General features: G+C 71.7%; 17 protein-coding genes. 10 read left to right on the top strand and 7 right to left on the bottom strand.

The window, feature by feature from the left end; translation table 11 throughout:
* Positions 1–130: 130 nt before the first annotated feature.
* The 3 genes from ACFC09_RS01840 to ACFC09_RS01830 all read right to left on the bottom strand — a co-directional run bounded on the left by ACFC09_RS01840 (position 131) and on the right by ACFC09_RS01830 (position 2796).
* Positions 131–1366, bottom strand: coding sequence for an epoxide hydrolase family protein (locus ACFC09_RS01840; RefSeq protein WP_376522739.1), 1236 nt, complete (start codon positions 1364–1366; stop codon positions 131–133).
* A 278-nt stretch (positions 1367–1644) separates the two neighbouring features.
* On the bottom strand, positions 1645–2106 hold the full coding sequence (locus ACFC09_RS01835; RefSeq protein WP_376522736.1) for a nuclear transport factor 2 family protein: 462 nt from the start codon (positions 2104–2106) through the stop codon (positions 1645–1647).
* 492 nt (positions 2107–2598) lie between these two features.
* Positions 2599–2796 carry a hypothetical protein gene (locus tag ACFC09_RS01830; RefSeq protein ID WP_376522733.1) on the bottom strand — a complete coding sequence of 66 codons (198 nt, stop codon included), beginning with the start codon at positions 2794–2796 and terminating at the stop codon, positions 2599–2601.
* 362 nt (positions 2797–3158) lie between these two features.
* Between ACFC09_RS01830 and ACFC09_RS01825 the strand changes: the two genes are divergently transcribed.
* The 10 genes from ACFC09_RS01825 (at position 3159) to ACFC09_RS01780 (ending at position 21265) form a co-directional block, all read left to right on the top strand.
* Entirely contained in the window at positions 3159–3500 is a 342-nt protein-coding gene (locus ACFC09_RS01825) for an ArsR/SmtB family transcription factor (RefSeq protein ID WP_376522731.1), read from the top strand.
* A 3-nt stretch (positions 3501–3503) separates the two neighbouring features.
* Positions 3504–4010 carry an SRPBCC family protein gene (locus ACFC09_RS01820; RefSeq protein ID WP_376522728.1) on the top strand — a complete coding sequence of 169 codons (507 nt, stop codon included), beginning with the start codon at positions 3504–3506 and terminating at the stop codon, positions 4008–4010.
* Entirely contained in the window at positions 4010–4630 is a 621-nt protein-coding gene (locus tag ACFC09_RS01815; RefSeq protein ID WP_376522726.1) for a dihydrofolate reductase family protein, read from the top strand. Before ACFC09_RS01820 ends, ACFC09_RS01815 begins: the two co-directional genes overlap by 1 nt.
* Before the next feature lie 86 nt (positions 4631–4716).
* Positions 4717–5376 carry an SDR family oxidoreductase gene (locus ACFC09_RS01810; RefSeq protein WP_376522725.1) on the top strand — a complete coding sequence of 220 codons (660 nt, stop codon included), beginning with the start codon at positions 4717–4719 and terminating at the stop codon, positions 5374–5376.
* 402 nt (positions 5377–5778) lie between these two features.
* A complete protein-coding gene (locus ACFC09_RS01805; RefSeq protein WP_376522723.1) occupies positions 5779–9552 on the top strand; it encodes a S8 family serine peptidase in 3774 nt (1257 codons plus the stop codon).
* Between the two features lie 399 nt (positions 9553–9951).
* A complete protein-coding gene (locus ACFC09_RS01800; RefSeq protein ID WP_376522721.1) occupies positions 9952–14043 on the top strand; it encodes a discoidin domain-containing protein in 4092 nt (1363 codons plus the stop codon).
* A gap of 611 nt (positions 14044–14654) precedes the next feature.
* Positions 14655–15086, top strand: a complete 432-nt coding sequence (locus tag ACFC09_RS01795) for an Ohr family peroxiredoxin (protein WP_376522719.1) — start codon at positions 14655–14657, stop codon at positions 15084–15086.
* A gap of 207 nt (positions 15087–15293) precedes the next feature.
* The gene (locus ACFC09_RS01790) at positions 15294–15938 is read left to right on the top strand and encodes a TetR/AcrR family transcriptional regulator (protein WP_376522718.1); all 645 of its coding nucleotides are present in this window, start codon (positions 15294–15296) and stop codon (positions 15936–15938) included.
* A 425-nt stretch (positions 15939–16363) separates the two neighbouring features.
* A complete protein-coding gene (locus ACFC09_RS01785) occupies positions 16364–20074 on the top strand; it encodes a S8 family serine peptidase (RefSeq protein ID WP_376522716.1) in 3711 nt (1236 codons plus the stop codon).
* 273 nt (positions 20075–20347) lie between these two features.
* Positions 20348–21265 carry a TIGR03619 family F420-dependent LLM class oxidoreductase gene (locus ACFC09_RS01780; RefSeq protein WP_376522714.1) on the top strand — a complete coding sequence of 306 codons (918 nt, stop codon included), beginning with the start codon at positions 20348–20350 and terminating at the stop codon, positions 21263–21265.
* A 28-nt stretch (positions 21266–21293) separates the two neighbouring features.
* On the opposite strand, the gene ACFC09_RS01775 is transcribed toward ACFC09_RS01780, so the two are convergent.
* The 4 genes from ACFC09_RS01775 to ACFC09_RS01760 form a co-directional block, all read right to left on the bottom strand.
* A complete protein-coding gene (locus ACFC09_RS01775) occupies positions 21294–21917 on the bottom strand; it encodes an HAD-IA family hydrolase (RefSeq protein WP_376522712.1) in 624 nt (207 codons plus the stop codon).
* Positions 21918–22043: 126 nt separating this feature from the next.
* On the bottom strand, positions 22044–23486 hold the full coding sequence (locus ACFC09_RS01770) for a dihydrolipoyl dehydrogenase family protein (protein ID WP_376522710.1): 1443 nt from the start codon (positions 23484–23486) through the stop codon (positions 22044–22046).
* Positions 23487–23753: 267 nt separating this feature from the next.
* Positions 23754–24200 carry a VOC family protein gene (locus tag ACFC09_RS01765; protein ID WP_376522708.1) on the bottom strand — a complete coding sequence of 149 codons (447 nt, stop codon included), beginning with the start codon at positions 24198–24200 and terminating at the stop codon, positions 23754–23756.
* Positions 24201–24250: 50 nt separating this feature from the next.
* A complete protein-coding gene (locus ACFC09_RS01760; protein WP_376522833.1) occupies positions 24251–25093 on the bottom strand; it encodes an alpha/beta fold hydrolase in 843 nt (280 codons plus the stop codon).
* Between the last annotated feature and the right edge of the window lie 427 nt (positions 25094–25520).

Below are 25520 nucleotides of genomic sequence, written 5' to 3'. Positions count from 1 at the left end.
CCTCACGGTCGCTTCCTCTCGTATCGGCTTGCGCACAGACACTACGGGTTGAGGCTTCCTGCGGTTCACCGCTGCGGCGGGCCTCCCGCCCCGGTCCGGTCCCGGAGCAGGAGGCCCGCCGGCTGCCGGGTCAGCGGAGCTTGCGGAACGTCGTCCGGAGGTCCGAGGTGAACGCCTCGGGGTTCTCGTAGTGGACGAAGTGGCCGCCCTTCATATGGGCGTTGACGTTGACCACGTTGAAGGAACCGCGCGTGGGGCCGTTCTCGAAGTGGGCGATGCGGTCTTCGACGGTGGTGACGCCGGGCGGGTAGGCGTCGCCGAGCAGGAAGGTGAAGCCGGCCGGGGGCTCGACGACGGGCTGGCGGTCGTGCGAGGGCACCCACGGGTAGCGCGCGGCGTTGCGATACATGCGGATGGACGAGCCGATGGACTGGGTCACCCAGAAGGTGGTGGCCTGGGTGAGGATGAAGTCACGGGGGAAGTTCGCGTCGAAGTCGCCCCGCTTGTCGCTCCACTTCTTCCACCGCTGCAACAGCCAGGCGAGCATGCCGACGGGCGAGTCGTTCAGACCGTGGCTGAGGGTGGACGCGTCCAGCATGTGGACGGCGACGTGTGAGGCGTACGTCCTGACGAAATTCGCCAGGCCCGCCCGCAGCTCCGGCGAGGCGTCCTCGGGAATCCGGGCCCCGTCGGTCAGATCCCAGAACCGCTCGTTGGCGAACTGGCCCGGGGGCAAGTCGTGACCGTAGTGCAGACCGATGATGCTGTCGCCGTACTTGTGGCCGAGCGCGCTGGTGACGAGCGCGCCGTAGTCGGAGCCCGCCACCGCGTACTTCTCATGCCCCAGGACCTCGGTCATGAGGCTGTGCATGATGTCGGCGATCTTCCAGTAGTTCAGGTCGCCCCTGCCGACGGGGGTCGACCAGGCGAAGCCGGGCAGGTCCGGGATGATGACGTCGAACGAGTCGGCCGGGTCGCCACCGTGGGCGGCGGGGTCGGTCAGCGGGCCGATGAGCGAGTAGCTGAACTCGCCCGGCCACGGCCAGCCGGGGAGGACGATGAGCGGGATCGGGTTCGGGCCCGCGCCGCGCTCGTGGACGAAGTGCACGGGAGCGCCGTCGATCTCGACCTTGTACTGGTCGAAGGAGTTGAGCCGCTGCTCCTGCGCACGCCAGTCGAAGCCGTCCGCCCAGTACTCCACGAGCGGCTTGAGGTAGGCGGTGCTGATCCCGTAGTACTCCTCCTCGTTGTCCAGGTCGTCGAAGAAACGGGTCCGCTTCAGGCGGTCCTTGAGATCGTCCAGGACGTCCTGGGACACATTGATCTTGTACGGTTCCAGCGCGCTGGTCTTGCTGTCGTCGCTCACGGCGAGGCTGCTTTCGGGTAGGGGTGCGATGAGGGCTGAGAGAGGAACTGCCGCCCCGGGCAGGTGTCATCGCCTGCCGGACTGCTGGACCTGCCAGATTTGCCGGACTGCCAGATTTGCCAGGCTGCCGGGCTGCCGGGCTGCCGAAGGCGGGACGCGGCGTGGCGTGGCGTGGCCACGGCCGGCGTCGTCGGTCGAGGCGTCAGGCGAAGTGTCGGGCGAGGCGTCGAGCGAGGCATGGGGCGGGTCGCGGACGCATGGCCGCAGACGGCGACCGGTCAGTCGGTGAAGTCCAGGCGGAGCCGGGTCTGCTTGAGTTCGGCGATGTACCAGGAACCATCGGTCTTGACGAAACGTGCGTGGTAGTGGCCGAAGCCGTGCATGCCCCGGAAGTGAATGGACTCGGAGAGTTCGGCGTCCGCGGGCCGGGTGACGATGTCCTCCATCGCCCATACGCCGTGGGCGGTGGTCGCCGAGTCGACGTCGATCTCGTCGGAGAACAGGTGGTGGACCAGGGTGACACCGGGGCCGCCGCCGGCGCCGACCGTGGCGGCGATCTTTTCCCGGCCCGCCATCCGGAGCCACACCGAACCGTCGGGCTTGTGCGGCGTGAAGGTGCCGTCGGGTGTGAACAGGTCCGCCAGGTCCTGCCAGCGTTGGTGATCCGCGTAGCGGACATAGCGCGCCATCAGGCGGCGGAGATCCTCGGTGGTGCTCAGGCGCTCAGTGGTATCCATCATCAATCGTCCGTCGTCCTTGCTCCAGTGAGGCAGACGGTCGCCCCGCCGATCGGGCGGTCCAGCCGGATTCCTGACGCGGCCGGACCGTCCCGGGGCGGACATGTGACCGGGAGTCGACACGTATCCCGGTGTCGACATGTGTCCCGGTGGCGGGCCGTCGGTCGGCCCGCTCGGCGATGAGAGATCACCGGAAAACCCGAGGTTCCCGAGGTACCCGAGGTACCCGAGGACTTGGAAAGCCCAAGGACCCGGGGAACCGAGATCCCGGAGAACTCCCATCTGGACCGTCTGGTCCATTCATTATGGAGTCCGATCGAATGGACCCGCAAGTCCAGAAGGAGTGAGGCCGATCATACTTCGGACCGTGCGGTCCAGTCACCGTCACTGAAGGACGAGCCGAGGGCCGGCGCGGGTCGGCCGCCGCACGCCCCTCCGCTGCCGCTATCGCTATCGCTATCGCTGCCACTACCGCTACCGCTATCGCCCTCAGACCTACAGCCCCAGGTCAAGGGCGAGGCACGAGTAGTAGTTCCAGGCGCCTTCGGGGTTGTAGGAAGCCTTCGTTCCACCAGTCGGCTCGGCCTCCACTTCCTGGACCATCTCCTCGAAGCGGATGCGCTCGGGGAGCTTGCCGTACCGCGCGTGGCGTACCGCCGCGGCGGCGGCGTCCGTCGTCAGTGCCTCGTTCATGGCAGGTCTCCACTTCATCGGTGGGTGCTTCACGTCCTGTTCGTCACCCTGACGACAGTCAGCTTGCCCTCACCTGCGTAACCTGTCAAGACGGTAACGCGAAGGGATCGGCGCATGGGATCGACCTCGGACTGGCCCGCGCCCTGAACACATATGGGATGGGGCGCGACCCGAATACGCCAGAAACCCGGCACAGGCTTGGCTTGACGGTTTCCGCCTGGAGCAGGCCAGTCGCGCCGGTCACAGGCATCTGCCGTCGCTCAGTTTCCGCGACCGTAGACAAGGGTCACGATCGCCATCTGACATGACCCGCCTGATTCCTTCCAACTTGACGCATGCCCATATCGGAATACGATGGCCTCATGGCACGAGCAGCGACGACGTCGGACGTCTTCAACGCGATCGCCGAGCCGCAGCGCCGGGAGATCCTGGTACTGCTGCGGGCGGGTGAGCGGTCGGTGACCGATTTGGCCCAGGAGTTGGGGATGACCCAGCCGGGGGCGTCCAAACACCTGCGGGTGCTCCGGGAGGTCGGGCTGGTGCGCGACCGCAAGGCAGGCAAGCAGCGCCTGTACGCCCTCGACGCCGGCGGGTTGCGGCCCGTCCACCAGTGGACCGGCGGTTTCGAGCAGTTCTGGAACGAGAGCTTCGACCGACTGGACGCCTACGTGCAGGACCTGAAGCAGACAAGGAAAGCGGAGTAGCTGATGAGCACGACAGAACAAGGAACGCCGGAGCAGTCGGCGACAGCCGACCGCGAGATCGTCATCTCCCGGATCATCGACGCCCCACGGGAGCTGGTGTTCGAGGCGTTCACCGACGTCCGGCACCTGTCGCGATGGTGGGGACCGGAAGGGTTCACCACCACCACGCGGGCGTTCGAGTTCCGCGTCGGTGGGGAGTGGGACTTCGTGATGCACGGACCGGACGGGACGGACTACCAGGAATGGATCACCTGGACCGAGCTCACCCCGCCGGAGCGGATCGAGTTGCTCCACGGTGAGTCCCACGGCGACCCGAACGCCTTCGAGTCGGTCCTGACGTTCGAGCCCGACGGCACGGCGACCCGGATCGAGATGCGCACGCTGTTCCCCACCAAGGAGCTGCGCGACGAGGCCGTCGAGAAGTACCACGCGATCGAGGGCGGCCGGCAGACCCTGGGCAACCTTGCCGCATACGTCACCGAGATCTTTCGGAAGGGAGCGGAGCGCTGATGGCCGGGAAGGTGTTCTTCAGCGTGTCGATGTCGTTGGACGGGTTCATCGCGCCCGAGTCCTCCGAGGACTTGATGGGGCAGCAGTGGATGGAACTGCAACAGTGGATCTTCCCGCTGCGGTTCTTCCGGGAGAACCTGAAGCTCGGCGAGGGCGGCGAGGAAGGGCGCGACAACGACATCGCGCGGGAGACGTTCGAGCGCACCGGCGCGAGCGTGATGGGTAAGCGCATGTTCGACGCCGGCGAGAAGATGTGGCCGAAGGAGGCGCCGTTCCACACGCCGGTGTTCGTCGTGACGCACGAGAAGCGTGACCCCTGGGAGCGGCCCGGCGGGACCACCTTCCACTTCGTCAACGACGGCATCGAGGCCGCGCTCGACCAGGCCCGCGAGGCCGCCGGCGACCGCGACGTCCGCATCGCGGGCGGCGGCGCGACCATCCTGGAGTACGTGAACGCGGGCCTGGTCGACGAGTTCTCGATCGCGCTGGCACCCGTGCTGTTCGGCTCCGGAATCCGCCTGTTCGAGGGCGTGGACGCGGGCCGCGTGGCCCTGGAGCCGGTCCGCGCGGAGCCCTCCCCAAGGGTGACGCACCTGACCTACACCGTCCGGGAGCGGTAACCGTCCCGGACTCAGCGCTCTCCCGCCGAGGTCAGTTGCCCGCGGACGGCCCGGCCCGCCCTGGCGGCGGCGACGGATGGCCATATGTGCTCGTCCATGGGGGCGGGGAGCCGGCCAGGTACGCCCTCGCGGAGCCAGGGGCCCACCTGGTACTCGGAGCCCGGCGGGAGGACCGGCTGAACGCAGTGGTGGATCGCATCACAGCGCGGGGCGGCTCGGCCGTCGGGCTCGTCGCCGATGTCACGCGCCGCGAAGACCTGAAGCGCCTGACCGACGCGGCACTCGACCGCTTCGGCCGGCTCGACGTCCTGGTCCCCAACGCCGGCACGATGGCGGTCTCGCCGTTCGACGAACTGCGCCAGGACGACTGGGACGCCATGGTCGCCACCCACATCACGGGCCTGTTGAACGGCATCGGGGCCGCGCTGCCCATCTTCCGGCAGCAGCGCTCCGGGCAGTCCGTCAACGTCGCCTCCACCGCGGCCTATGTCGTGAAGTCCCCCCAGGTCGTCTACGCGGCCACCAGGACGGCGGTGAAGGTGCTGACCGAAGGGCTGCGACAGGAGTCCGGCACCGACTTCCTCCGCGCCGCCGAGCTGGATCCAGCCGAGCGGGTCGCACGCAAGATCATGACCAGTGACGGTCTCCCTCTCCTGGAACGGATCGCAGCTGCCCTGATCCTTCTCTGCGCCCAGCTCGCCCGTCGACTCGTCCGGCTCGCCGTCCACATCGAGACTGCCCGCTGAGCGGTCGGAGAGGGTCCGCGTGCGGCTACGGCACCGAGAGATCGATCCCGACACCGCAACACAGAGGGCTACCTGAGCCAGCCCTGACAGATCCGGTCTCTGCTCCACCCCCTGATCCGGTCTCTGCTCCACCCCCTGATCCGGCCTCTGTTCCGCCCTCTGCACCAAACCCGGGTCGCCCCCGGCACCGACCCGACCCGCGCGCCGAAACCGACGTCGCTCCGGCCCGTCTCGCCGCCCGGAAGGGGTACGGAAGCGGTCCGCGCCACCGGATCCGTCGGCACACGTGTCCCCAGTCGAATCGCGCACGGATCCAGGCAACCCAACGGGCACGCCGCCCTGTTGACCTGTCGGGACACCTCGTCCCCCGCCCCGCACCGGGGCAGTGACAGGAAGGTTTCCATGAGAGGACTCAGAACGGCGGCGCTGCTGCTGGGAGTCGGCACGCTGGCGGGGCTGGTCGTCGTGCCCGCCGACGCGTCACCCCCGAAGCCCGTCGCCGGACACTCGGGCGGGACGGCCGCCGGGCCCGTCGAAACGGTCACCCTGATCACCGGTGACACCGTCCGCTACCGGCGCGCGGGCGACACCGTACGGGTGATCGCCGGCACACCGGCCGCGCGGCGGCCCGAGACGGCCTTCGTCCAGTTCACCGAGCACGGCCACGCGTACGTCGTACCGAGCGACGCCTGGGACGCGCTAACCGGCGGACAGGTCGACAAGGCGCTGTTCGACATCACCGGACTCGCGGCGCAGAAGCTCGACGACCGGCACACCGACCGCATCGGAGTGATCGTCACCGGCACGCCGGGCACCGCCCCGAAGACGGCGACGCCGGCCACCGCCTCGGTCACCAGGACCCTGCCCCGGCTGGGCGTCCGGGCGCTGTCCACCGCGAAGTCCGACGCCACCTCCCTGTGGGCGGCCCTGACCGGCGAGGCGGGCGGCCCGGCGGGCGCGCGCCGGGCCGCCCCCGCCCGCGGCACGAAGATCTGGCTGGACGGCGTCGTGCACGCGACGCTGGACGTGAGCGTGCCGCTGGTCGGCGCCCCCACCGCCTGGGAACGCGGCTGCACCGGCGACGGGGTGAAGGTCGCGGTGCTCGACACGGGCATCGCCTCCGGCCACCCCGACCTGGCCGGGAAGATCGACGCCGCGAAGAACTTCACCGGCACGGACGACGCCGAGGACCACGCCGGGCACGGGACGCACGTGGCGTCCACCATCACCGGCAGCGGCGCGGCGTCGGACGGCCGCTACCGGGGCGTGGCGCCCGGCGTCCGGTTGCTGAACGGCAAGGTCCTGGACGACTCCGGCAGGGGCAGCGACTCCTCGATCCTCGCCGGCATGGAGTGGGCCGTCCAGCAGGGCGCCAAAGTGATCAACATGAGCCTGGGCGGCAACGACCCGAGCGACGGCACGGACCTGATGTCCACCGAGGTCAACGAACTGTCCGCCGCGTCGGGCGCCTTGTTCGTGGTGGCCGCGGGCAACTCCGGGCGGCCCGAGACGGTGACCTCCCCGGGCGCGGCGGACGCCGCGCTGACCGTGGCGAGCACCACCAAGCAGGACACCCTCAGCTCGTTCTCCAGCCGTGGCCCCCGGGCCGGCGACTTCGGCCTGAAGCCGGAGATCTCCGCGCCCGGGGAGAACATCACGGCCGCCCGCGCCCCCGGTGCGTTCCCCGACCGGCCGGGCGGCGCCGACTACGTGACGCTGTCCGGTACGTCGATGGCCACCCCGCACGTCGCGGGTGCCGCCGCCCTGCTCGCGGGTGCGCACCCCGACTGGACGGGGCAGCAGGTCAAGGCCGCGCTGACGGGTTCGGCGAGCGTGCTGGACGGCGTCGACGTGTTCGGCAACGGCGCGGGCCGTCTCGACGTGGCCCGTGCCACCGGCCAGTCCGTGCGCACGGTCACCCCGTCCCTGGGACTGGGCCGTATCCCGTGGCCCCACGACCCGGCGAAGCCCACCACCGCGCAGGTCGACTACGCCAACGACGGCGACAGTCCGGTCACCCTCGACCTGAGCCTGTCCGTCACCGACGAGGGCGGGGCGCCCGTGCCGGCCGGCCTGTTCTCGGCCGAGCCGTCCGTCACCGTCCCGGCACACGGCACCGCGAGCGCCACCGTGCGGGTCGCGGCCGGTGCCGAATCCGTCGGCTCCTACGAGGGCCGGCTGACGGCCACCGCCGGGGACACCCGCCTGGTGACCCCGGTCAGCGCACGGGTACTGGAGCAGGTCCGCACCGTCACGGTGCGGATGCTCGGCCGGTCCGGGCAGCCGCTGTCCGGCGGTGACGCACCGGTCCTGCTGCAGAGCGAGACCACCGGTGCCGTCCACTTCCCCGTGGGCACGTCGGCCACCGTCCAGGTGGAGGTGCCCGACGGCACGTACCGCGTCCTGGGCATGGGGCTCTCGCCCTCGTCGTACGACTGGTCGGCGACCTATGTCGCGCGGGCCGGACTGCGCGTCGACGGGGACCGCACGATCACCTTGGACACCCGTGCGGCCAAGCCCGTCACGGTCGATCTCGACGACCCGGCGGCCCGGCCCGACATGTACACCGCGTACACCACGCTCCAGTCGGACGTCGGCGGGCCGGACGACACGTCCAGGGCCCTCGTGGCCGGCAACTTCGAGGAACAGTACGTGCTGTCCACGGAGGCCGTCCCGGGGGTGACCCTCTCCTACGGCGCCACCTGGGCTCCGCCGCAGAACCGGGTGGTCTCGGTCGGCGACGACCCCTTCGAGGCCACGTTCGTGGACGACCCCCAGGCCGAGGGCTATGCGGGCGACGTCACCGCGGAGGTGGCGGACATCGGGGAGGAGACGGATCCGGACCGGGTCGGCGATGTCGCCGGCAGGATCGTCCTCATCGCGCCGGACGACGTGTCCGATCCGGCGGAGCCACCGACGCAGGAGCAGTTCACCGCCCTGCTGACCGCCCTCAAGGCCAAGGGCGCCCGGCTGGTGCTCAGTTACGACTACCTCGCCGACACCAGCACCCTGCCGGTGCTGAACCTGTTCGCGCCCAAGGACATCCAGCGCCTGCGCGACCGGCTGACGGCCGGCCAGACCCAGGTGCACGTGGTCGGCCGGCCGGCCAGTCCGACGATGTACGCCCTGTTCGGCGCGGTGGGCTCCAAGCTGCCCGACGGGCAGTCCTGGCACTTCGCCAGGGCCGCGCTCGCCCGCCTGGACGCCACCTACCGCACCCCGGCCGGCGACGGCCGACGTGCCCTCAGCCAGGTGCTCACCTTCTCGGACCCGCTGACCGGCGCGTCCGGCGGGATCGAGCCGCGGGTCCTGCTCCCGCAGACCCGCGTGGAGTACTTCTCGCCGGAGGTGTCCTGGAGCCCGCAGTTGCTCGAAGGGCTGAATCCCGACTGGCGGTATCTGACGACCGAGTCGACGGCACCGGTCACGTACCGCGCCGGGCGCCGTACGGCCGGCGTGTGGGGGGCGGCGCCCTTCGGGCCCCGGCTGTCGCGGGCGGTACCGGACGGCGCGGGGGGCGAACCGCTGCCCGCCGCCTACCGGGACGGGGACCGGCTGGTCACCGACTTCCCGGTGTTCAGCAGCGCCGACCCGGGCCGGGTGATGTCGCCCGGCACCGACTTCGACAGCGGGGAGGTCCTGGAGCGCGGTACGACCGGGCTGTTCCGCGGTGCGACGGAGGTGGCCGCGAACGACACGCCGGGCGTGGCCGACTTCGCGCTGCCCGCGGCGACGGACACCTACCGGCTGGTCGTCACCGGCACGCGGCCGGCCGCGCTCTCCACGGAGGTGCGCTCGGAGTGGACCTTCACCACCGGCCACACCGCGGACGGCACGCCGGCCCCGCTGGATCTGCTGGACCTCGGGTTCGCGCTGCCGCTCGACGGGCACAACGCGGCGGTCGCCGGTACGAAGGTCACCGGCACCGTGACGGTGCGGCACCAGCCGGGCACAACGGGAACCTCGCCGGTCCGCGCGGTCGGCGTCGACGTGTCCTACGACGACGGCAGGAGCTGGCGTCCCGCCGCCGTCCAGGCGGCCGGGGACGGCAGTTGGTCGCTGGTGATCCCCGCGGGCGGCCGGGCGGGCGACCGGGCCACCCTCCGGGCGAGCGCCGTCGACGGGGCCGGCAACCAGGTACGGATGACCCTCACCCGGGCGTACGGCCTGCGCTGAACAGGCGACGTGTGTCCGGCACCGGCCACACCGGGACCGGACATACACCGGGGCCGGATGACATACCGGGAGCGGATGACACACCGAGGCCGGACACACGTCCGCGTCCGGTCACCGGCCACCGGCCACCGGTCCCCTGCCCGGCGGGTGTCGTGGATAACACGTGTGAGGCGCGGCTCCTGGTCACCCGCCCCCGGACCGGCCCCACTTGGCCCGCGCCGGCCGCGCGCCGACCGCGCGGCGGGTGCCGTGCCGGGTGCCCCGCGTGTGCATAAGTCTTGACACGGCGGCCCCTCTCGCCACAGCCTATGGCAACGTTGTCAAAGCCGCCTGGACGGCACGGTCGCACCCGAACCGGTCGTCCCGTCGGCATGGTCTCCTTGATTGGACGTTTTGCTCATGGACGAGCAGCAGAGTCCGTCGCGCCGTCCCTCCCGGCGTGCCGTCGTCACCACCGGCACGACCCTGCTGGCGGGCTTCGGACTGGGTGTGGTGTTCCCGGCCGCGGAGGCCGCCGCCGCGACCCCGCAGCCCGGAACCCCGGCACCCACACCGGGTGAGATCGCCGCCTTCCGCCCCGTGGAGGTCTCCTCGCAGGCGTACGCGCCGGCCGCGGCCGAGTTCGCGGTGGACGGGGTCCCGGCGCAGGGGGTCCGCGGCACCGGCTGGCGGGCCGGGGACGGCGACCCGCAGTGGATATCGGTCGACCTCCAGTCGGACTGCCGGGTCAGCCGGGTCCGGCTGACGTTCGAGGCGGACGCGAGCGACCCGGTGTTCACGCCCCCGACGACCGGCAACCCGGCGCAGGGCACCACGGGCAAGGAGATCCTGTCGAGCTACGCGCGGGAGTTCGTCGTCGAGACGTCCCGGGACCGGAAGTCCTGGACGAGTGTGTACCGCACCACCGCCGGTACCGGCGGCGTCGTCGACATCCCGCTGGCCCGCCCGGTGACCGCCCGCTGGGTGCGGATGACGGCCCGCAAGCGCTCCAGCGCCAACCCGCTGGGCCTCAACGGCTTCGAGGTGTACGGCACGGTGGCCGGACACCGGCCGGACGCCACCGGCTGGACGGACTGGGGCACCCGGCACACCACTCCCCCGAAGCTGGCCGTCGCCGCCGACGGCACGGTACCGCTGGAGTCCGGCTGGGCGCTGACCATGGACGACTGGACCGACGCCACCGGCGGCGACCTGTCGAAGGCGGGCGTGGACACCAGCCGGTGGCTGCCCGCGACGGTCCCCGGCACCGTCCTCGGTTCGCTCGTCGACCAGGGCAAGCTGCCCGACCCGGTCGCGGGCCTGAACAACCTGCACGTCCCCGAGGCGCTGTCCCGCCACTCCTGGTGGTACCGGCGGGACTTCGAGCTGCCGCGCGGCCTGCGCACCGGCGCCGGCCGGCATGTGTGGCTGGAGTTCGACGGGGTCAACCACCGGGCCGAGATCTGGCTCGACGGCCACGACGTGGGCAGCGTGACCTTCCCGTTCGCCCGCTTCGCCCACGACGTCACCGAGCACCTGGCCGGTGCGTCCACGAACCGGCACGCCCTGGCCGTGCGGATCACGCCGATGCCGGTGCCCGGCAGCCCCGGCGACAAGGGTCCGGCGGGCGAGGCGTGGGTGGACGCGGGCGCCGATCAGATGAACCGCAACTCGCCCACGTATCTCGCCTCCTCGGGCTGGGACTGGATGCCGGCGGTCCGCGACCGCGGCGCGGGCATCTGGAACCATGTGCGGCTGCGGTCCACCGGGCACGTCGTGATCGGCGACGCGCGGGTGGACACCGTGCTGCCGGGACTCCCCGACCTGTCGGTCGCCGAGCTGACGGTGACCGTCCCGGTCCGCAACGCCGACTCCGCCGACCACCGGACCGTCGTCTCCGCGTCGTTCGGCGACGTACGGGTCTCCCGGGCCGTCACCGTCCCCGCGGGTGAGACCGTCGAGGTGGTCTTCACCCCCGACGCCTACGGCGCGCTGCGCGTGCGCGACCCCGAGCTGTGGTGGCCCAACGGCCTGGGCGACGCCCGCCTGCACGAGCTGACCCTGGTCGCCGAGGCCGACGGCGCTCAGAGCGACCGGCGCACCACCCGCTTCGGCATCCGGCAGTTCGGCTACGAGTACGACATCCCGCTGCCCTTCACAGCCTCGGCCGACGCCTACACCCAGTCCGTGGACGTGGGCGCGCAACGGGCCCGTCACGTCCGGGTGAGATGCCTGACCAGGGCGACCGGCTGGGGCAGTTCGCTGTGGACGCTGTCGGTCCTCGACAGCGCGCGGCCGGGCACCGACCTCGCCCTGCACGCGGCGGCCGAGGCGTCCAGCGCGGACGAGGACGACCACGGCGCGGGCAACGTCACCGACGGCGACCCGGCCACCCGCTGGTCCTCGGCCTTCGAGGACGACCAGTGGCTCCGGGTGGACCTCGGCTCCGAGCAGTCCTTCGACCGCGTCGACCTGGTGTGGGAGCAGGCGTACGCGCGGACCTTCGTGGTGCAGGTGTCCTCGGACGGTTCCACGTGGACGGACGTGAAGTCCGTGGACAACTCCGCGGTGCCGCTGCCCTTCAACAGCGGTGACGCGAGCCTGCGGGTGTCGGACTTCGACGCCGTGACCGCCCGCTTCGTACGGATCGAGTGCGGGGTGCGCAACACCAGTTGGGGCAACTCGCTGTGGTCCCTCGCCGTCATCGACAGCGCCGAGGCAGGCACCGACCTCGCCCTGCACCGGGCGGCCACCGCCTCCAGCGAGGCGGACGGCCACCTGGCGGCGCACGCCACCGACGGCGACCCCGGCACCCGCTGGTCCTCCGCCTACGAGGACCACCAGTGGCTCCAGGTCGACCTCGGCGCCGCACGGCGGTTCGACCGGGTGGCCGTCCTGTGGGAGCAGGCGTACCCGAAGACGTACACCGTCCGGGTCTCCGCCGACGGCGACACCTGGACCGACGTGACGACCGTGTCCAACACACCCGACCCGCTCAAGATCAGTGTCAACGGTGTCCGGGTGCTGGTGCGCGGCGGCAACTGGGGCTGGGACGAACTGCTGCGCCGGATGCCCGCCGAGCGGATGGACACGGCGGTGCGCATGCACCGCGACATGAACTTCACGATGATCCGCAACTGGGTGGGCAGCTGCGACCGCGAGGAGTTCTTCGCGGCCTGCGACCGCTACGGCATCCTGGTGTGGAACGACTTCCCCAACGCCTGGGGCATGGACGTGCCGGACCACGACGCGTACAACGCCATCGCCCGGGACACCGTGCTGCGCTACCGCATCCATCCCTCGGTGGCGGTGTGGTGCGGCGCCAACGAGGGCAACCCGCCCGCGGCGATCGACCAGGGCATGCGGGAGGCCGTGCAGCGGCAGGCGCCCGGCGTCCTCTACCAGAGCAACTCCGCGGGCGGCATCGCCACCGGTGGCGGGCCCTACGGCTGGGTGGAACCGGAGCGGTACTTCGACCCGGCGACCTACGGCAGCAAGGACTTCGGCTTCCACACCGAGATCGGCATGCCGGTCGTCTCCACCGCGGAGAGCGTCCGCGGCATGACGGGTGACGAGCCGGAGTGGCCGATCCGCGGGGCCTGGTACTACCACGACTGGAGCGAGCACGGGAACCAGGCACCGCAGAACTACAAGGCGGCGATCGAGACCCGCCTCGGCGCCGCCCAGGACCTCGACGACTTCGCGCGGAAGGCGCAGTTCGTCAACTACGAGAACGCCCGTGCCATGTTCGAGGCGTGGAACGCCCACCTGTGGGACGACGCCAGCGGCCTCATGCTGTGGATGTCCCACCCCGCCTGGCACAGCACGGTGTGGCAGACCTACGACTACGACTTCGACGTCAACGGCATGTACTACGGGGCGCGCTCCGGCTGCGAACCCCTGCACGTCCAGGCCGACCCGGTGAACTGGCAGGTCATCGCGGTCAATCACACGCGTACGGAGTTGACGGGCGCGCTGGTCACCGCCGAGGTGTACGACCTCTCGGGCCGCCCGGCGGCGCCGTCGAGGAGCGCCCGGGTGGACGTCAGGTCCGCGGCCACCGCGGCGGCGTTCACCGCGGCGTTCACCGACGACCTCCCCGACCTTCACCTGCTGCGGCTGACGCTGCGGGACGGCCGGGGCGGGCTGCTGTCCCGCAACACCTACTGGCGCCACCGCACGCCGGAGGCGATGCGGGCGCTCGGTACCGCCGGGCGGGCCGCGCTGTCGGTGTCCGCCGGCCGTGTCACCCGCACGGACGACGGCCGGCAGCTGACCGCGACCGTCCGCAACCGCGGGTCCGTGGTCGCCGCCATGGTGCGTCTCTCGCTGCTGGACGAGCACGGCGGTGACCGGGTCCTGCCGACGTTGTACGAGGACAACTACCTGTGGCTGCTGCCCGGCGAGAGCCGCACGGTCACCGTGTCCTGGCCGGACCGTGCCCTGCCCTCGGGGCGGCCCCTCCTGCGGGCGGAGGGGTACAACACGCAGGCGGTCACGGCGCGGGCCTGAGCCGTGCGGGCCTGAGCCGTGCGGGCCGCGTACCGGACCGGTCGCCTCGGGACAGGGGTGAACCCGGCCGGTACGCGGCCCGTTGTGCGAGTGACCGTGTGAGTGACAGCACCCCTGGGGCGGCCCGCCGTCGCTCCGGGTGCCGTCATCCGGACGGTGCCCGGAAGCGGCCGTGCGCCCGCCGGAGCCGCAGGTCACCGTCAGGGCCGTGCCGGCGCGGCCCACGCCCCCTACCGCCCCCCGCACACATACCTGGCAGGCTTGTGCCGCGCCGCGCCGTGCCGCCGGCCGGGCAGCCGGGCAGCGACGCGGGCCTGCCTGAGTTCGCGCCGCGTACGCCGAGTTGTTCGGCGGGTCCGGGCTGGCGGACACCGATCGCGTGCCGGTCTGAGCACCGCGCGCACCGGCGCGAGGGTACCTGACGGCCCGGACGGGAGCACGCCGGATGGCGTCCCCGGCCGGGCCTTCTGTCTGCTCACACACATGTGCCACGCCCCCTGTCGCTAACCAGCTTGACAGGTGATGACACGTGTGACCATACTCATCACCAATCAAACCGGTGACGGCAGATGCGGGCACCGGGCACCCAGCACCACGAGGAGACAACAGCCATGGCAGTCAGCTACACCGGTGTCGTCACGGTGACCGGCGAAGGACGCAACGGAGGCCGCGTCGAGTCCGGCGACGGGCAACTGCGGACCACGCTCGCCATTCCCAAGGAGTTCGGCGGCGCGGGCGGCGCCACCAACCCGGAGCAACTCTTCGCCGCCGGCTGGGGCGCCTGCTTCCTCGGCGCCGTCCGCCGCGCCGCCGCCCAGCGCAGGATCACCCTCAAGAGCACCGCCGTCACGGTCGAAGCGACCCTCACCCACGGCGACGACGGCGAGTTCGGCCTCAGCGCCGTCCTCAACCTCGAACTCGGTGGCGTCGACCAGCCCACCGCCGCCGCACTCGGCCACGCCGCCCACCAGCTCTGCCCCTACTCCAAGGCCACCCGCGGCAACATCCCCGTCACCATCAACGCCACCGCCGTCGCCGCCTGATCCCTGTCCCCCGGCTCACGCCCCGGCCACCGAGCGCCGCTGAGGAGGCTCCCGGGGCGCGGGCGCACGGCCGGGGGACGCGGCATCCCCCAACCGGAGTATTACGGCGTAATAGCCTCGCCGCCCGGAACCCCCGCGGAGACCGGAGCGGCCGCGCGCGACGAGCGGCATATATTGAGGGGCCAGTCGTCGCACGAAGAGGAAAGCATGCGCCCGCTCCCCGGTGGCCAGCGAAGACCGTACCGAGCCGGCCGACGCGCCGAGACGGCGGCGGAGACCAGGGCGGCGATCCTCGACGCCGCCCTGCGGCTGTTCGTGGAACACGGCTACGGGAAGGTCACCATCGGTGACATCGCGCAGGAGTCCGGGGTGGCCGTGCCCACGGTGTACGCGAGCACCGGCGGCAAGTCGACGATCCTGACGACCCTCATCGAGCGGGGCGTCGACGACCCGGTCGTCGAACGCACCCTCGCGGCGCTGCGCGCGACCACGGATCCCCGAGAGGCGATCAGCACCGTGGCACACGGGGTGCGGCTCGACAACGAGAAGCACCTCGACATCGCCCTGGTGATCATCACGGCCGCCGAGGTGGACCGGGCGGCGGCGGAGACCCTCGCCCACATCGTCCGGGCCTACCGGCAGTCGCTCGGGGTCCTCGCCGAGCGGCTGGCGGAACTGGGGGCGTTGCGGCCGGACGTGGATCTCCCGCGCGCGACCGACATGCTCTGGTTCCTCCTCGGTTTCAGCTCCTGGCGGCTGTTCGTGGCGGAGCGCGGCTGGTCCTGGGACGACGCCGAGACCTGGCTGACGGAACAGGTGTCGGCGGCCCTGCTCGCCACACCCGCGACCTGACATCCCGCCGGCCGGGCCCCCACCGACGGGCCCCGCCGACCGGCCCCCCACTGACGGGCCCCCACTGACGGGCCCCCGCTGACCGCACCCCGCGAGCTGACACCTGCTGACCGGCATCCACGAACCGACACCCGCTGCCTGACACCCGCTCACCGGCATCCACGAACCAACCCCATTGCCCGACACCCACTGCCGGGCCCCCGCTGACCGGCACCCGTGAACTGACCCTTGTCCGGAACCTGTTGTCCACCATGGCGGCTCCTCGTGGCCGGTGGCCGTTGTGCGTCATGGCGCACCCCCGCCATCCCCGCATGTCACCGCGGTGGCCGGAACAGGGCACACAATGCTCGGCAAACCTGTGACCCAGCTGTTGACGGAGGTTTGCCTTGTCGCGTCCGCCATTTCGCAGACGTGTGCTGTCGGTCGTGTGCGTCACTGTCGCCCTGGCCGCCGTGTCACCCGCCCCGGCCGCCACGGCCTCGTCCCCACCCGACCCCACGGTCGCCTCGGCCACCGTCCCGCCGACCGCCGCTCCGGCCCCTACCGTCACCTTGGTGACCGGGGACAAGGTCGTCACCACCCGGGGCGCGGACGGCACACCGGGACGACTCGTCCAGGGGCCGGACGGCCGGTACACCGGCTTTGAGACACACCGGTCCGGCAAGGACACCTATGTCTACCCGGACAGTGCCCTGCCGTATGTGGCGGCCGGACTCCTGGACCGCGAACTCTTCAACGTCACCCGGCTGCTGGCGGACGGTTACGACGACGAGCACACCGACCGGCTGCCACTGATCGTCACCTACACCGACGCGGCGGCCCGGGGCCGGAGCCTGCCCGTGCCCCGGGGAGCGCGCAAGGTGCGGGCGCTGGACAGCATCCAGGGTGCCGCGCTGGGCGCGGACCGCTCGGACGCGTTCTGGACGTCGATCACGGCGACCTCCGGCGGTGCCGACAGTGCCGGCACCGCAGGCCGGTCGGCCGGTGAACGGCCCCGCCTCACCGGCGGCATGGCCAAGGTCTGGCTGGACGGCAAGGTGCAGGCGGACCTCGCCGAGAGCACCGCGCAGATCGGCGCACCGCGGGTGTGGGCGTCGGGGAACACCGGCGAGGGCGTGGACGTCGCGGTCCTCGACACCGGTGTGGACGCGGACCACCCCGACCTCGCCGGACGTATCGCCACGGTCGAGGACTTCGTCCCCGGCGAGTCGGCCGTGGACGGCAACGGCCACGGCACCCACGTGGCCTCCACCATCGCCGGCACCGGTGCCGCCTCCGACGGCAAGGAGAAGGGGGTCGCCCCGGGAGCCCGCCTGCACATCGGCAAGGTGCTCTCCGACGACGGCGGCGGCCAGGACTCCTGGATCCTCGCCGGCATGGAGTGGGCGGCCCGCGACCAGCACGCGAAGATCATCAGCATGAGCCTGGGCGGCCAACCCACGGACGGGACCGACCCGTTGAGCACCGCGGTGAACAACCTCAGCGAGGAGACCGGTGCGCTGTTCACCATCGCCGCCGGCAACGCGGGTCCCGACGCCTACTCGGTGGGCGCGCCGGGCGTGGCGGACGAGGCGCTGACCGTCGGCGCCGTGGACGGATCCGACGCCCTCGCCGACTTCTCCAGCCGTGGTCCCCGGGCCGGTGACGGCGCCGTCAAGCCCGACCTCACCGCGCCGGGCGTGGACATCCTGGCGGCCCGTTCGCACTACGCCAAGGGCTCGGGCGCGTACCAGACGCTGAGCGGCACCTCGATGGCCACCCCGCACGTCGCGGGCGCCGCCGCACTGCTGGCCGCCGCGCACCCCGGCTGGACGGCAAGGCAGTTGAAGAACGCCTTGGTCAGCACGGCCAAGGAGACCTCGGGTCGCAGCCCGTTCGAGGGCGGCACGGGGCGGGTCGACAGCGCCACGACGACGGCCGCCACGGTGTTCGCCACCGGCAGCGCGGACTTCGGCTACCACAGCTGGCCGACACCACCCGGTGCGACCGCCGACCGCGAGGTGGCCTACACCAACGACGGCGACGCCCCGGTGACCCTGGACCTCCGGGTCGGTGCCGCGAACGCGACGGACGGCGCCTTCACCGTGTCGGCCCCGCGGCTGACCGTGCCCGCGCACGGCACCGCAGCGGTCACCGTGCGCGCCCACTACGACGAACTGCCCATGGATCCCATGGTGGGCGGCTTCCTGACGGCGACCGACCCGTCCGGCTCGGTCCACACCCGCACCTCCCTGAGCGTCGGCAAGCAGGGCGAGCGGCACCGGCTGACGCTGACGGCGAAGGACCGCGGCGGGCGGCCGATCGGTGGCACCGTCATCCTGACCGGCCGGAAGATGTGGCTGCCCGTGCTGGTCGACGACTCCGGCACCATCGATCTGCGGCTGCCGCCGGGGTCGTACACCGCCTGGCTCGACACGCCCCTCGAAGGTGCCCACGGTCCGCACTCCGTCGGTCGGGGGCTGCTGGCGGTCACCGACATCGACCTGAGCCAGGACCGTACGGCCGTCCTCGACGGGACCAAGGCCCGGCAGGTCGAGGCGGTCACTCCCCGGCCGAGCACACCCGACAGCTTCCGCTTCGACGCCTACCGCGGCTTCGCCGAGGACGACTGGTCCTCGTCCTCCCGCTGGTCGGACCCGGACGACGACAGCCTCTGGGCAGTGCCCACCGGACCGAAGGTCGCCGAGGGCGAGTTCGTGCTCGGCACCCGCTGGCGGCTTGCGCAGCCCGCCCTGACGGTGACCGCCGGCGACCGCCCCTATGACGACCTCCGTGCGCACCGGGGCGCACAGCCGCTGCCGGCCGGACGGCACCGCCTCGACGCGGTGTTCGCCGGAGACGGTACGACCGCCGCGTACGCCTCGCTCGACGTCCGGGGCAAGGCGGCCCTGGTCCGCCGCACCGATGCCGTGCCCGTCGAGGAGCAGGCCGCCGCGGCGCACGCCGCGGGCGCCCGCCTGCTGCTGGTGGTGCACGACGGCGACGGCCGCCTACAGCCCTGGAACGACTCCCCCTGGGCGCCCGCCGACCCCGCACCGCTGCCCGTCGCCACCCTGACCCGGGACGAGGGCGAACAGCTGATCGCGCGGACCGGCCACGAGCGCGTCCGGCTCGACGTCACCTCCCACCCGACGACCGAGTACGTGTACGACCTGACGCACGACTACCGGGGCGCCGTTCCCGCGGACCTCACCCACCGGGCCGAGCAGCGGGACCTGGCTCGCGTCGACGTCTCCTTCCGCAACTTCCGATCGGGCCGGGCGCTGGAGTCCCGCGACGACGTCACCACGTTCGGCGGCAGCGCCCTGAACCCGTCCGACGCCCCCGCCCAGGGCACCCGCACGGACTGGGTGACGGCGGGCGAACCATGGTCGGACCACGCCCTGATCTCCAACGAGCAGCAGCAGTACGCGCCGGAGGAGACCTACCGCGCGGGGACCGTCCACGGCGTCCAGTGGTTCGGGCCCGTCCAGCGGCCCCGCCTCCTCGACGGTGACGCGCCGGTCCGCCAGGACGACACGCTGTACGTCTCCGTGCCCGGCTGGGGTGACTCCGGCACCGCCCACCTCGGCGGCACCTACGGCAACTTCGGCGCCGACAACGTCGTCGGGCTGTACCAGGGCGACAAGCTCCTGGCGCGGACCAGCCGCTACCAGCTCAGCATGACGGTCAAGGCGCTGGACCCGGCGCCGCTCCCCTACCGTCTGGTGTCGGACAACGCCCGCGACGCCTGGCCCGGCCCCTACTCCACGCGCACGCACACCGCCTGGGGCTTCAGCTCCCGGGCGGGCGTGGCGGGCGCCCAGGTCCAACTGCCGCTGATCCAGCTCGACTACGGCATCGGCATCGGCACCGACGCCGCGGGCCGGGCCCCGCGGCACACCGGCTTGACCGTCACCGCCTCCCACCTCTCCCGGTCCGCGGACGCCGCGGCCATCGGAGAGGTCGGCCTGGAGGTGTCGTACGACGACGGAGCCACCTGGCACCGGGCGGCCCTCCAGCACCGGGGCACCGGCTGGCACACCCGGCTGGACGCCCCGCGCGACGCCCGGTACGTCACCCTGCGCACCACCGCCCGCGACGCGCGCGGCAACACCGTGGAGCAGAGCATCACCCGGGCCTTCGGCCTGAAGTAGCACACCGGTGTCGGTGTGAACCTGGGCGGCGGTCCGTACCGTTCACCCGGTAAAGGGGGGTCTCGGCCTTGCACGTGTGCATCGCCGGGACCCCTGCCGCGTTCGTGGCGTCAACCACATGTGCGGCCCGGACATATCTGTCGACACCCGCACACATACAATCAACTGCTACATACACGGATTCCGTCGGCACACCATCGGCGGACCATACGTGTCACATATACCTCATATGCACCTGTCCATACCATCCGTACTGTACGACGAGGAAGAAACATGCGACTGGGTCTGGCACTTCCCACTTTCGGCCCCGATGCTCACGCGGACGGCGTCATCAGGGTCAGCCGCACCGCGGAGCACCTGGGATACGACTCCCTGTGGACGGGTGACCGGGTTCTCGCGCCCCGCTCGCCCAGCGCGCCCTATCCGAGCCGGGACGGGGTGATGCCACGGATCTACGAGAACCACATGGACCCGCTGACCAGCCTGGCCTTCGCCGCCGCCCACACCAGCCGGGTCCGGCTGGGCACCAGCACGCTGAACGGCCTGTGGCAGCCGCCGCTGATGCTCGCCCGGTCGCTGACCACCCTCGACGTCCTCAGCCGCGGACGGCTGGACATCGGCTTCGGTCTCGGCTGGATGCCCGACGAGTACTCCGCGGTGGGTGTGCCCTGGGAGGGCCGGGGTGCACGGCTCGACGAGACGCTGGACATCCTGGAGACGTACTGGGCGACGGACGAGTTCGCGCACCGGGGCGCGTTGTTCACCGTTCCGCGGACCGTGGTCGGGCTGAAACCCGAGCAGCGACCCGGGCCCCCCGTCCTGCTGGCCGCGTTCACCCCCGCCGGGCTGCGCCGGGTCGCCCGGCGGGCCACCGGCTGGCTGCCCACGGCCATGCCGCTGCACCGGCTCATGGGCATGTGGAAGACGGTCCTGGAGGAGGCCGAGGAGTCCGGCCGGAACCCCGCTGAGCTGCACATGGCGCTGCGGGTGAACCCGGTGCTGACGGACGTGGAGGCCGAGCCGGAGCAGGTGCCCCGGTCGGGCACGCTCGACCAGTACATCGACTACGCGCGGGCCGCCGCCGAGTCGGGCGTGCACGAACTCTTCATCGACCTCGGGCAGTCACCCGCGACCTTCGACGAACGCATCGAGATGGCAGGCCGCTTCGTCGAGGGCGTACGGGCGGGTTGAGGCCCGGAACGCGGACCGGGGCGGACCATCAGCTCTCGGCGGCCAGGGGCACCCCGAGCAACTCCTCCAGCTCGGCGATCGTCCGCCGCGGATCCGTCGCGTGCACGGTGGCGAACCCCAGTTCCGCGGCGGGCGCGAGGTACTGCTCGGTGTCGTCGACGAACACACACTGGTCCGCGGTCAGTTCGAGCGACTTGAGCACCAGCCGGAAGATCTCCGGTTCCGGTTTGCGCAGGCCGTGGTCCTCCGATATCACCACGGCGTCGTAGTCCAGGTCGTATCCGGCGTAGAGGTTCCACGGTCGGGTTCCGACCGAGTTGGAGAGGATCCCGACCCGCACTCCGGCCCGGCGCGCGGCGGCGGCCGCGGCGATGAGCGAGACCTCCGGGCGCAGATCGGCGAAGATGCGGCCCATCAGGTTGTCCGGCGCGATGCCGAGCCGTTCGGCGGCGGCGGTGTTCCACTGGGTCTGGGTGAGGGTGCCCCGCTCCAGTTCCTCGGTCCGCCGGACCATCTCCGGGTCCAGGTACAGGGCGTTGAGCAAGGTGCCCTCGGGCAGCCCCGCACGTTTCTCGAAGGCGAGCGCGGCGGGGAACAGGGGTGTGGTGAGCACACCGCCGAAATCGAGGACGAGGCCCTTGTGGTAGGTCATGGGCTGACTCTAGAGGGACGTTTCCGGGTGGGGTGTTCCGGGCTCGGCCGCACACCCACGGGTCGGGCGCTCCCGCCCGGCAGGTGGCGGCGGGGTGGTACCGGTGGCAGAGCGAGTGCGGTGGGCTCATCCCCGGTAGGTCTCCAGCAGCCGCAGCCACACCTCGCTGATGGTGGGGAACGGCGGGACGGCGTGCCAGAGCCGGTCGAGGGTGGCCTCGGTGGTGATGGCGACGGTCGCCGAGTGCAGGAGTTCGGCGACACCGGGTCCGGCGAAGGTGGCGCCGACCACGCATCGCCGGTCGGGGTCGATGAGGACGCGGGCCGTGCCGCGGTAGCCGGGGTCGTACTGGACCGCACCGGCCACCTGGCCGATCTCGTAGTCGACGACGTCGACGCGGCGGCCGGTCCGCGCGGCCTCGGCGGTGGTCAGGCCGACCGCGGCGATCTCGGGGTCGGTGAAGACGACCTGCGGGACGGCCGCGGTGTCGGCGGTACTGGTGTGCGCGCTCCAGCGCCGGGTGTCGAGGGGGGTGCCGTGCGCGCGGGCGGCGATGACGGCGCCCGCGATGCGGGCCTGGTACTTGCCCTGGTGGGTGAAGAGTGCGCGGTTGTTCACGTCGCCGACCGCGTAGAGCCAGTCGCCCGGTACGGCGGTGACGGTCAGGGTGTCGTCCGCGGTGAGCCAGTCGCCGGGTGTGAGGCCGACGGTCTCCAGGCCGATGTCGTCGGTGCGCGGGGCGCGGCCGGTCGCGTAGAGCAGGGCGTCGGCCGTGGACCGGGAGCCGTCGGACAGGGTGACGTCGATGGCGCCGTCCGGTCCGCCGCGCCGCAGCGCGGCGCAGACGGTGGTGTCGAAGCGCAGGTCGACACCGGCCGCACGCAGCCGTTCGGCGACCAGTTCACCCGCGAAGGGTTCCATGCGGGGCAGCAGTGCGCCGCCGCGGACGACGAGGGTGACCCGGCTCCCCAGGGCCTGCCAGGCGGTGGCCATCTCGGTGCCGACCACGCCCGCGCCCACGATGACGAGCCGGCCGGGCGGCTCCTTCGCGCTGGTGGCCTCCCGGCTGGTCCAGGGGCGCAGGCCGGTGAGTCCGGGCAGGTCCGGCAGTGCCGCGCGGCTGCCGGTGCACACGGCCACGGCCTGCCGGGCCTGGAGCAGGACGGTGTCGCCGCCGGGTGTGCGCACGGCGACCCGGCGCGGTCCGGCCAGTCGGCCGTGTCCGCGCAGCAGGTCGATGCCGGCCGACTTGAGCCACTGCACCTGGCCCTCGTCGTCCCAGTCCGCCGACATCCGGTCGCGGTGCGCCAGCACGGCCGCGGTGTCCAGCGGGCCGGCCACCGCCGGGTTCAGGCCGGGGACCCGGCTCGCTTCGGCGCGCAGCAGCGCGGGACGCAGCAGCGCCTTGCTGGGCTCGCAGGCCCAGTACGAGCATTCGCCGCCGACGAGTTCGCTCTCCACGATGACGGTGCTCAGGCCCGCGGCGACGGCACGGTCGGCGACGTTCTCACCGACCGGTCCCGCGCCGATCACGACGACGTCGTAGGTACGGCTGTCTTCGGTCGTCACGGTTTCTCCAGGGGGGTGAGACGAGGGATGTGGGTGAGACGAGATGTGGGTGAGACGAGTGATGTGAGTGGAACAGTGATGTGAGTGGAACAGTGATGTGGGTGAGATGAATGATGTGGGTGAGATGCGGGTGAATCGGGGCGCGGGTGGGGAAAGGGATGGGGATGCGGTTCAGCGTTCGGCCGGCCGGCCGGAGGCTCGGGAGCGAGGGACGCCGGGGCGGCCGCTGTGACGGCCGGCCGCCCCCCGGTGTCCGCGCGGGCTCCGTCAGCGGCCGGGCAGTCGCTCGGTGATCTCCTGTAGGAACCACTCGTTGCCGTCCGGGTCGGCGAACGAGGCGAAGGAGCCGTAGCTGGCGCGTTCCGGCTGGGGCCCGGGGACCCGGTATGCCTGTCCGGCGTGGTGGAAGGCGCCGGTGGCGTCGTGGAACGGACCGCTGACGTCGACGCCGCGGCCGGTGAGTTCCGCGTGCGCCTGCTCGATGTCGGACACGATCAGGTGCAGTCCCTGGACCGAACCCGCCGGGGCCGTCGTCAGGCCCTCGCCGAAGATGACCGAGCACGGCGAGCCGGGCGGGGTCACCTGCACGATCCGGTAACCGTCGTCGATCGGGAAGTCCGCGTCGAGGCGGAAGCCGAGCTTGTCGACGTAGAAGTCCTTGGCCTTGTCGATGTCGGAGACGGGGATGACGACGACTTCGAGTTTGAGTTCCATGGCGGTGTGCTTGCTTTCCGGGGCTCGTGGGTGGCTGGGTTCGGGGCTCGTCACCGGGTGGCGCGCGCGGCTTCCTCGATGACGTGGGTGACGACGCCGGGCCGGGAGACGGCGACGGAGTGGGAGGCGGCGACCTCGGTGGTGTGGGCGTGGGCCCGCTGGGCCATGAAGCGCTGCGCGGCCGCCGGGATGTTCAGGTCCTTGGTGGTGACGATGTCCCAGCTGGGGATCGTCTTCCAGGCGGCGACAGTCGCCTGCTCCGCCAGCGCGGCCTGGGCGATGGGCCGCTGGGTGGCGGCGGCGAGGGCGGCCTCGCCGCGGGGGACGTCCGCGGCGAACTGGTGGCGGAACTTGTCCTGCTGGATGTAGAGGTCGGTGCCCTTGGTGCCGTCGGGGTTGGTCACCTGGACCGGGTCGAGGGCGTCGGGGAGCGTGGAGCCCGGGTACTTGTTGGTCAGCTCCAGCGCGGACTCACCGGGCGCGGGCAGGAACGCCGCCACATAGACGAGGCCCTTGACCTCCGGGTCGTTCGCGGCGGCCTCACTGATCACGGAGCCGCCGTAGGAGTGTCCGACGAGGATCTTGGGGCCCTTGACGTGGTCGAGGACGCTGCGCAGGGCGGTGGCGTCGGTGTGCGGGCCGCGCAGCGGGTTCGCGGCGGCGACGACGGGATAACCGTCGGCTCGCAGGCGGGCGATCACACCGTTCCAGCTGGAGGCGTCCGCGAACGCGCCGTGCTCCAGCACGATGGTGGGCTTCGGCCGGGACGGGCCGGCCTGCTGGTCGGCATCGGCGTTCGCGGTGCCGACCAGGGTGAAGGACCCGATCGCGACGCCGGCCACGACGGCCGCCCCGGCACCGGTGAGTATCCGCCGCTTGCCTGCGCGCTTGATGTTGAACACGAGAAACCCTCTCCAGAAGTACAGCGAAACGATGTGGACCGGCTGTCGCCGAGGCCGCGCTGGGCACGCGGGACACCTGCGGCAAGAAGGGCCGTAACCCCTTTGCTTGGTTATTAATCTGTCAGACGTCGAATCACCAGTCAAGACGGTGACGCGATCGACGACGATTCTCCCTGGTGGGGTCCGTCAGGGGCCCGCTCACGGGGACCGCTATGGCGTCACTCTCGCCCGCACCTTCGCCACACCGCATCAGTCACATGACGGTCAGCCGGGACATCCCGGACCCGGCCGCGGCACACACACGTGTAAGCCATTCGACGCATCCACACTCCCCCCCAGACACACACGTGCCGAGACGCGGACGGCAACCAATTCGTTACCGGAGTCGTCGATCTCCCGCGCCACGGGATACGTCCCT

Origin of the sequence: Streptomyces sp. NPDC056161 (assembly GCF_042268025.1) — a bacterium.
Classification (GTDB): Bacteria; Actinomycetota; Actinomycetes; order Streptomycetales; family Streptomycetaceae; genus Streptomyces.
This window is presented reverse-complemented; position numbering and strand designations above follow the sequence as displayed.

Coding starts and splice junctions, on each gene's coding strand:
- ACFC09_RS01835 (WP_376522736.1), bottom strand. CDS start 2,106: ATGATGGATACCACTGAGCGCCTGAGCACCACCGAGGATCTCCGCCGC.
- ACFC09_RS01830 (WP_376522733.1), bottom strand. CDS start 2,796: ATGAACGAGGCACTGACGACGGACGCCGCCGCCGCGGCGGTACGCCAC.
- ACFC09_RS01825 (WP_376522731.1), top strand. CDS start 3,159: ATGGCACGAGCAGCGACGACGTCGGACGTCTTCAACGCGATCGCCGAG.
- ACFC09_RS01820 (WP_376522728.1), top strand. CDS start 3,504: ATGAGCACGACAGAACAAGGAACGCCGGAGCAGTCGGCGACAGCCGAC.
- ACFC09_RS01815 (WP_376522726.1), top strand. CDS start 4,010: ATGGCCGGGAAGGTGTTCTTCAGCGTGTCGATGTCGTTGGACGGGTTC.
- ACFC09_RS01805 (WP_376522723.1), top strand. CDS start 5,779: ATGAGAGGACTCAGAACGGCGGCGCTGCTGCTGGGAGTCGGCACGCTG.
- ACFC09_RS01800 (WP_376522721.1), top strand. CDS start 9,952: ATGGACGAGCAGCAGAGTCCGTCGCGCCGTCCCTCCCGGCGTGCCGTC.
- ACFC09_RS01795 (WP_376522719.1), top strand. CDS start 14,655: ATGGCAGTCAGCTACACCGGTGTCGTCACGGTGACCGGCGAAGGACGC.
- ACFC09_RS01790 (WP_376522718.1), top strand. CDS start 15,294: ATGCGCCCGCTCCCCGGTGGCCAGCGAAGACCGTACCGAGCCGGCCGA.
- ACFC09_RS01780 (WP_376522714.1), top strand. CDS start 20,348: ATGCGACTGGGTCTGGCACTTCCCACTTTCGGCCCCGATGCTCACGCG.
- ACFC09_RS01775 (WP_376522712.1), bottom strand. CDS start 21,917: ATGACCTACCACAAGGGCCTCGTCCTCGATTTCGGCGGTGTGCTCACC.
- ACFC09_RS01765 (WP_376522708.1), bottom strand. CDS start 24,200: ATGGAACTCAAACTCGAAGTCGTCGTCATCCCCGTCTCCGACATCGAC.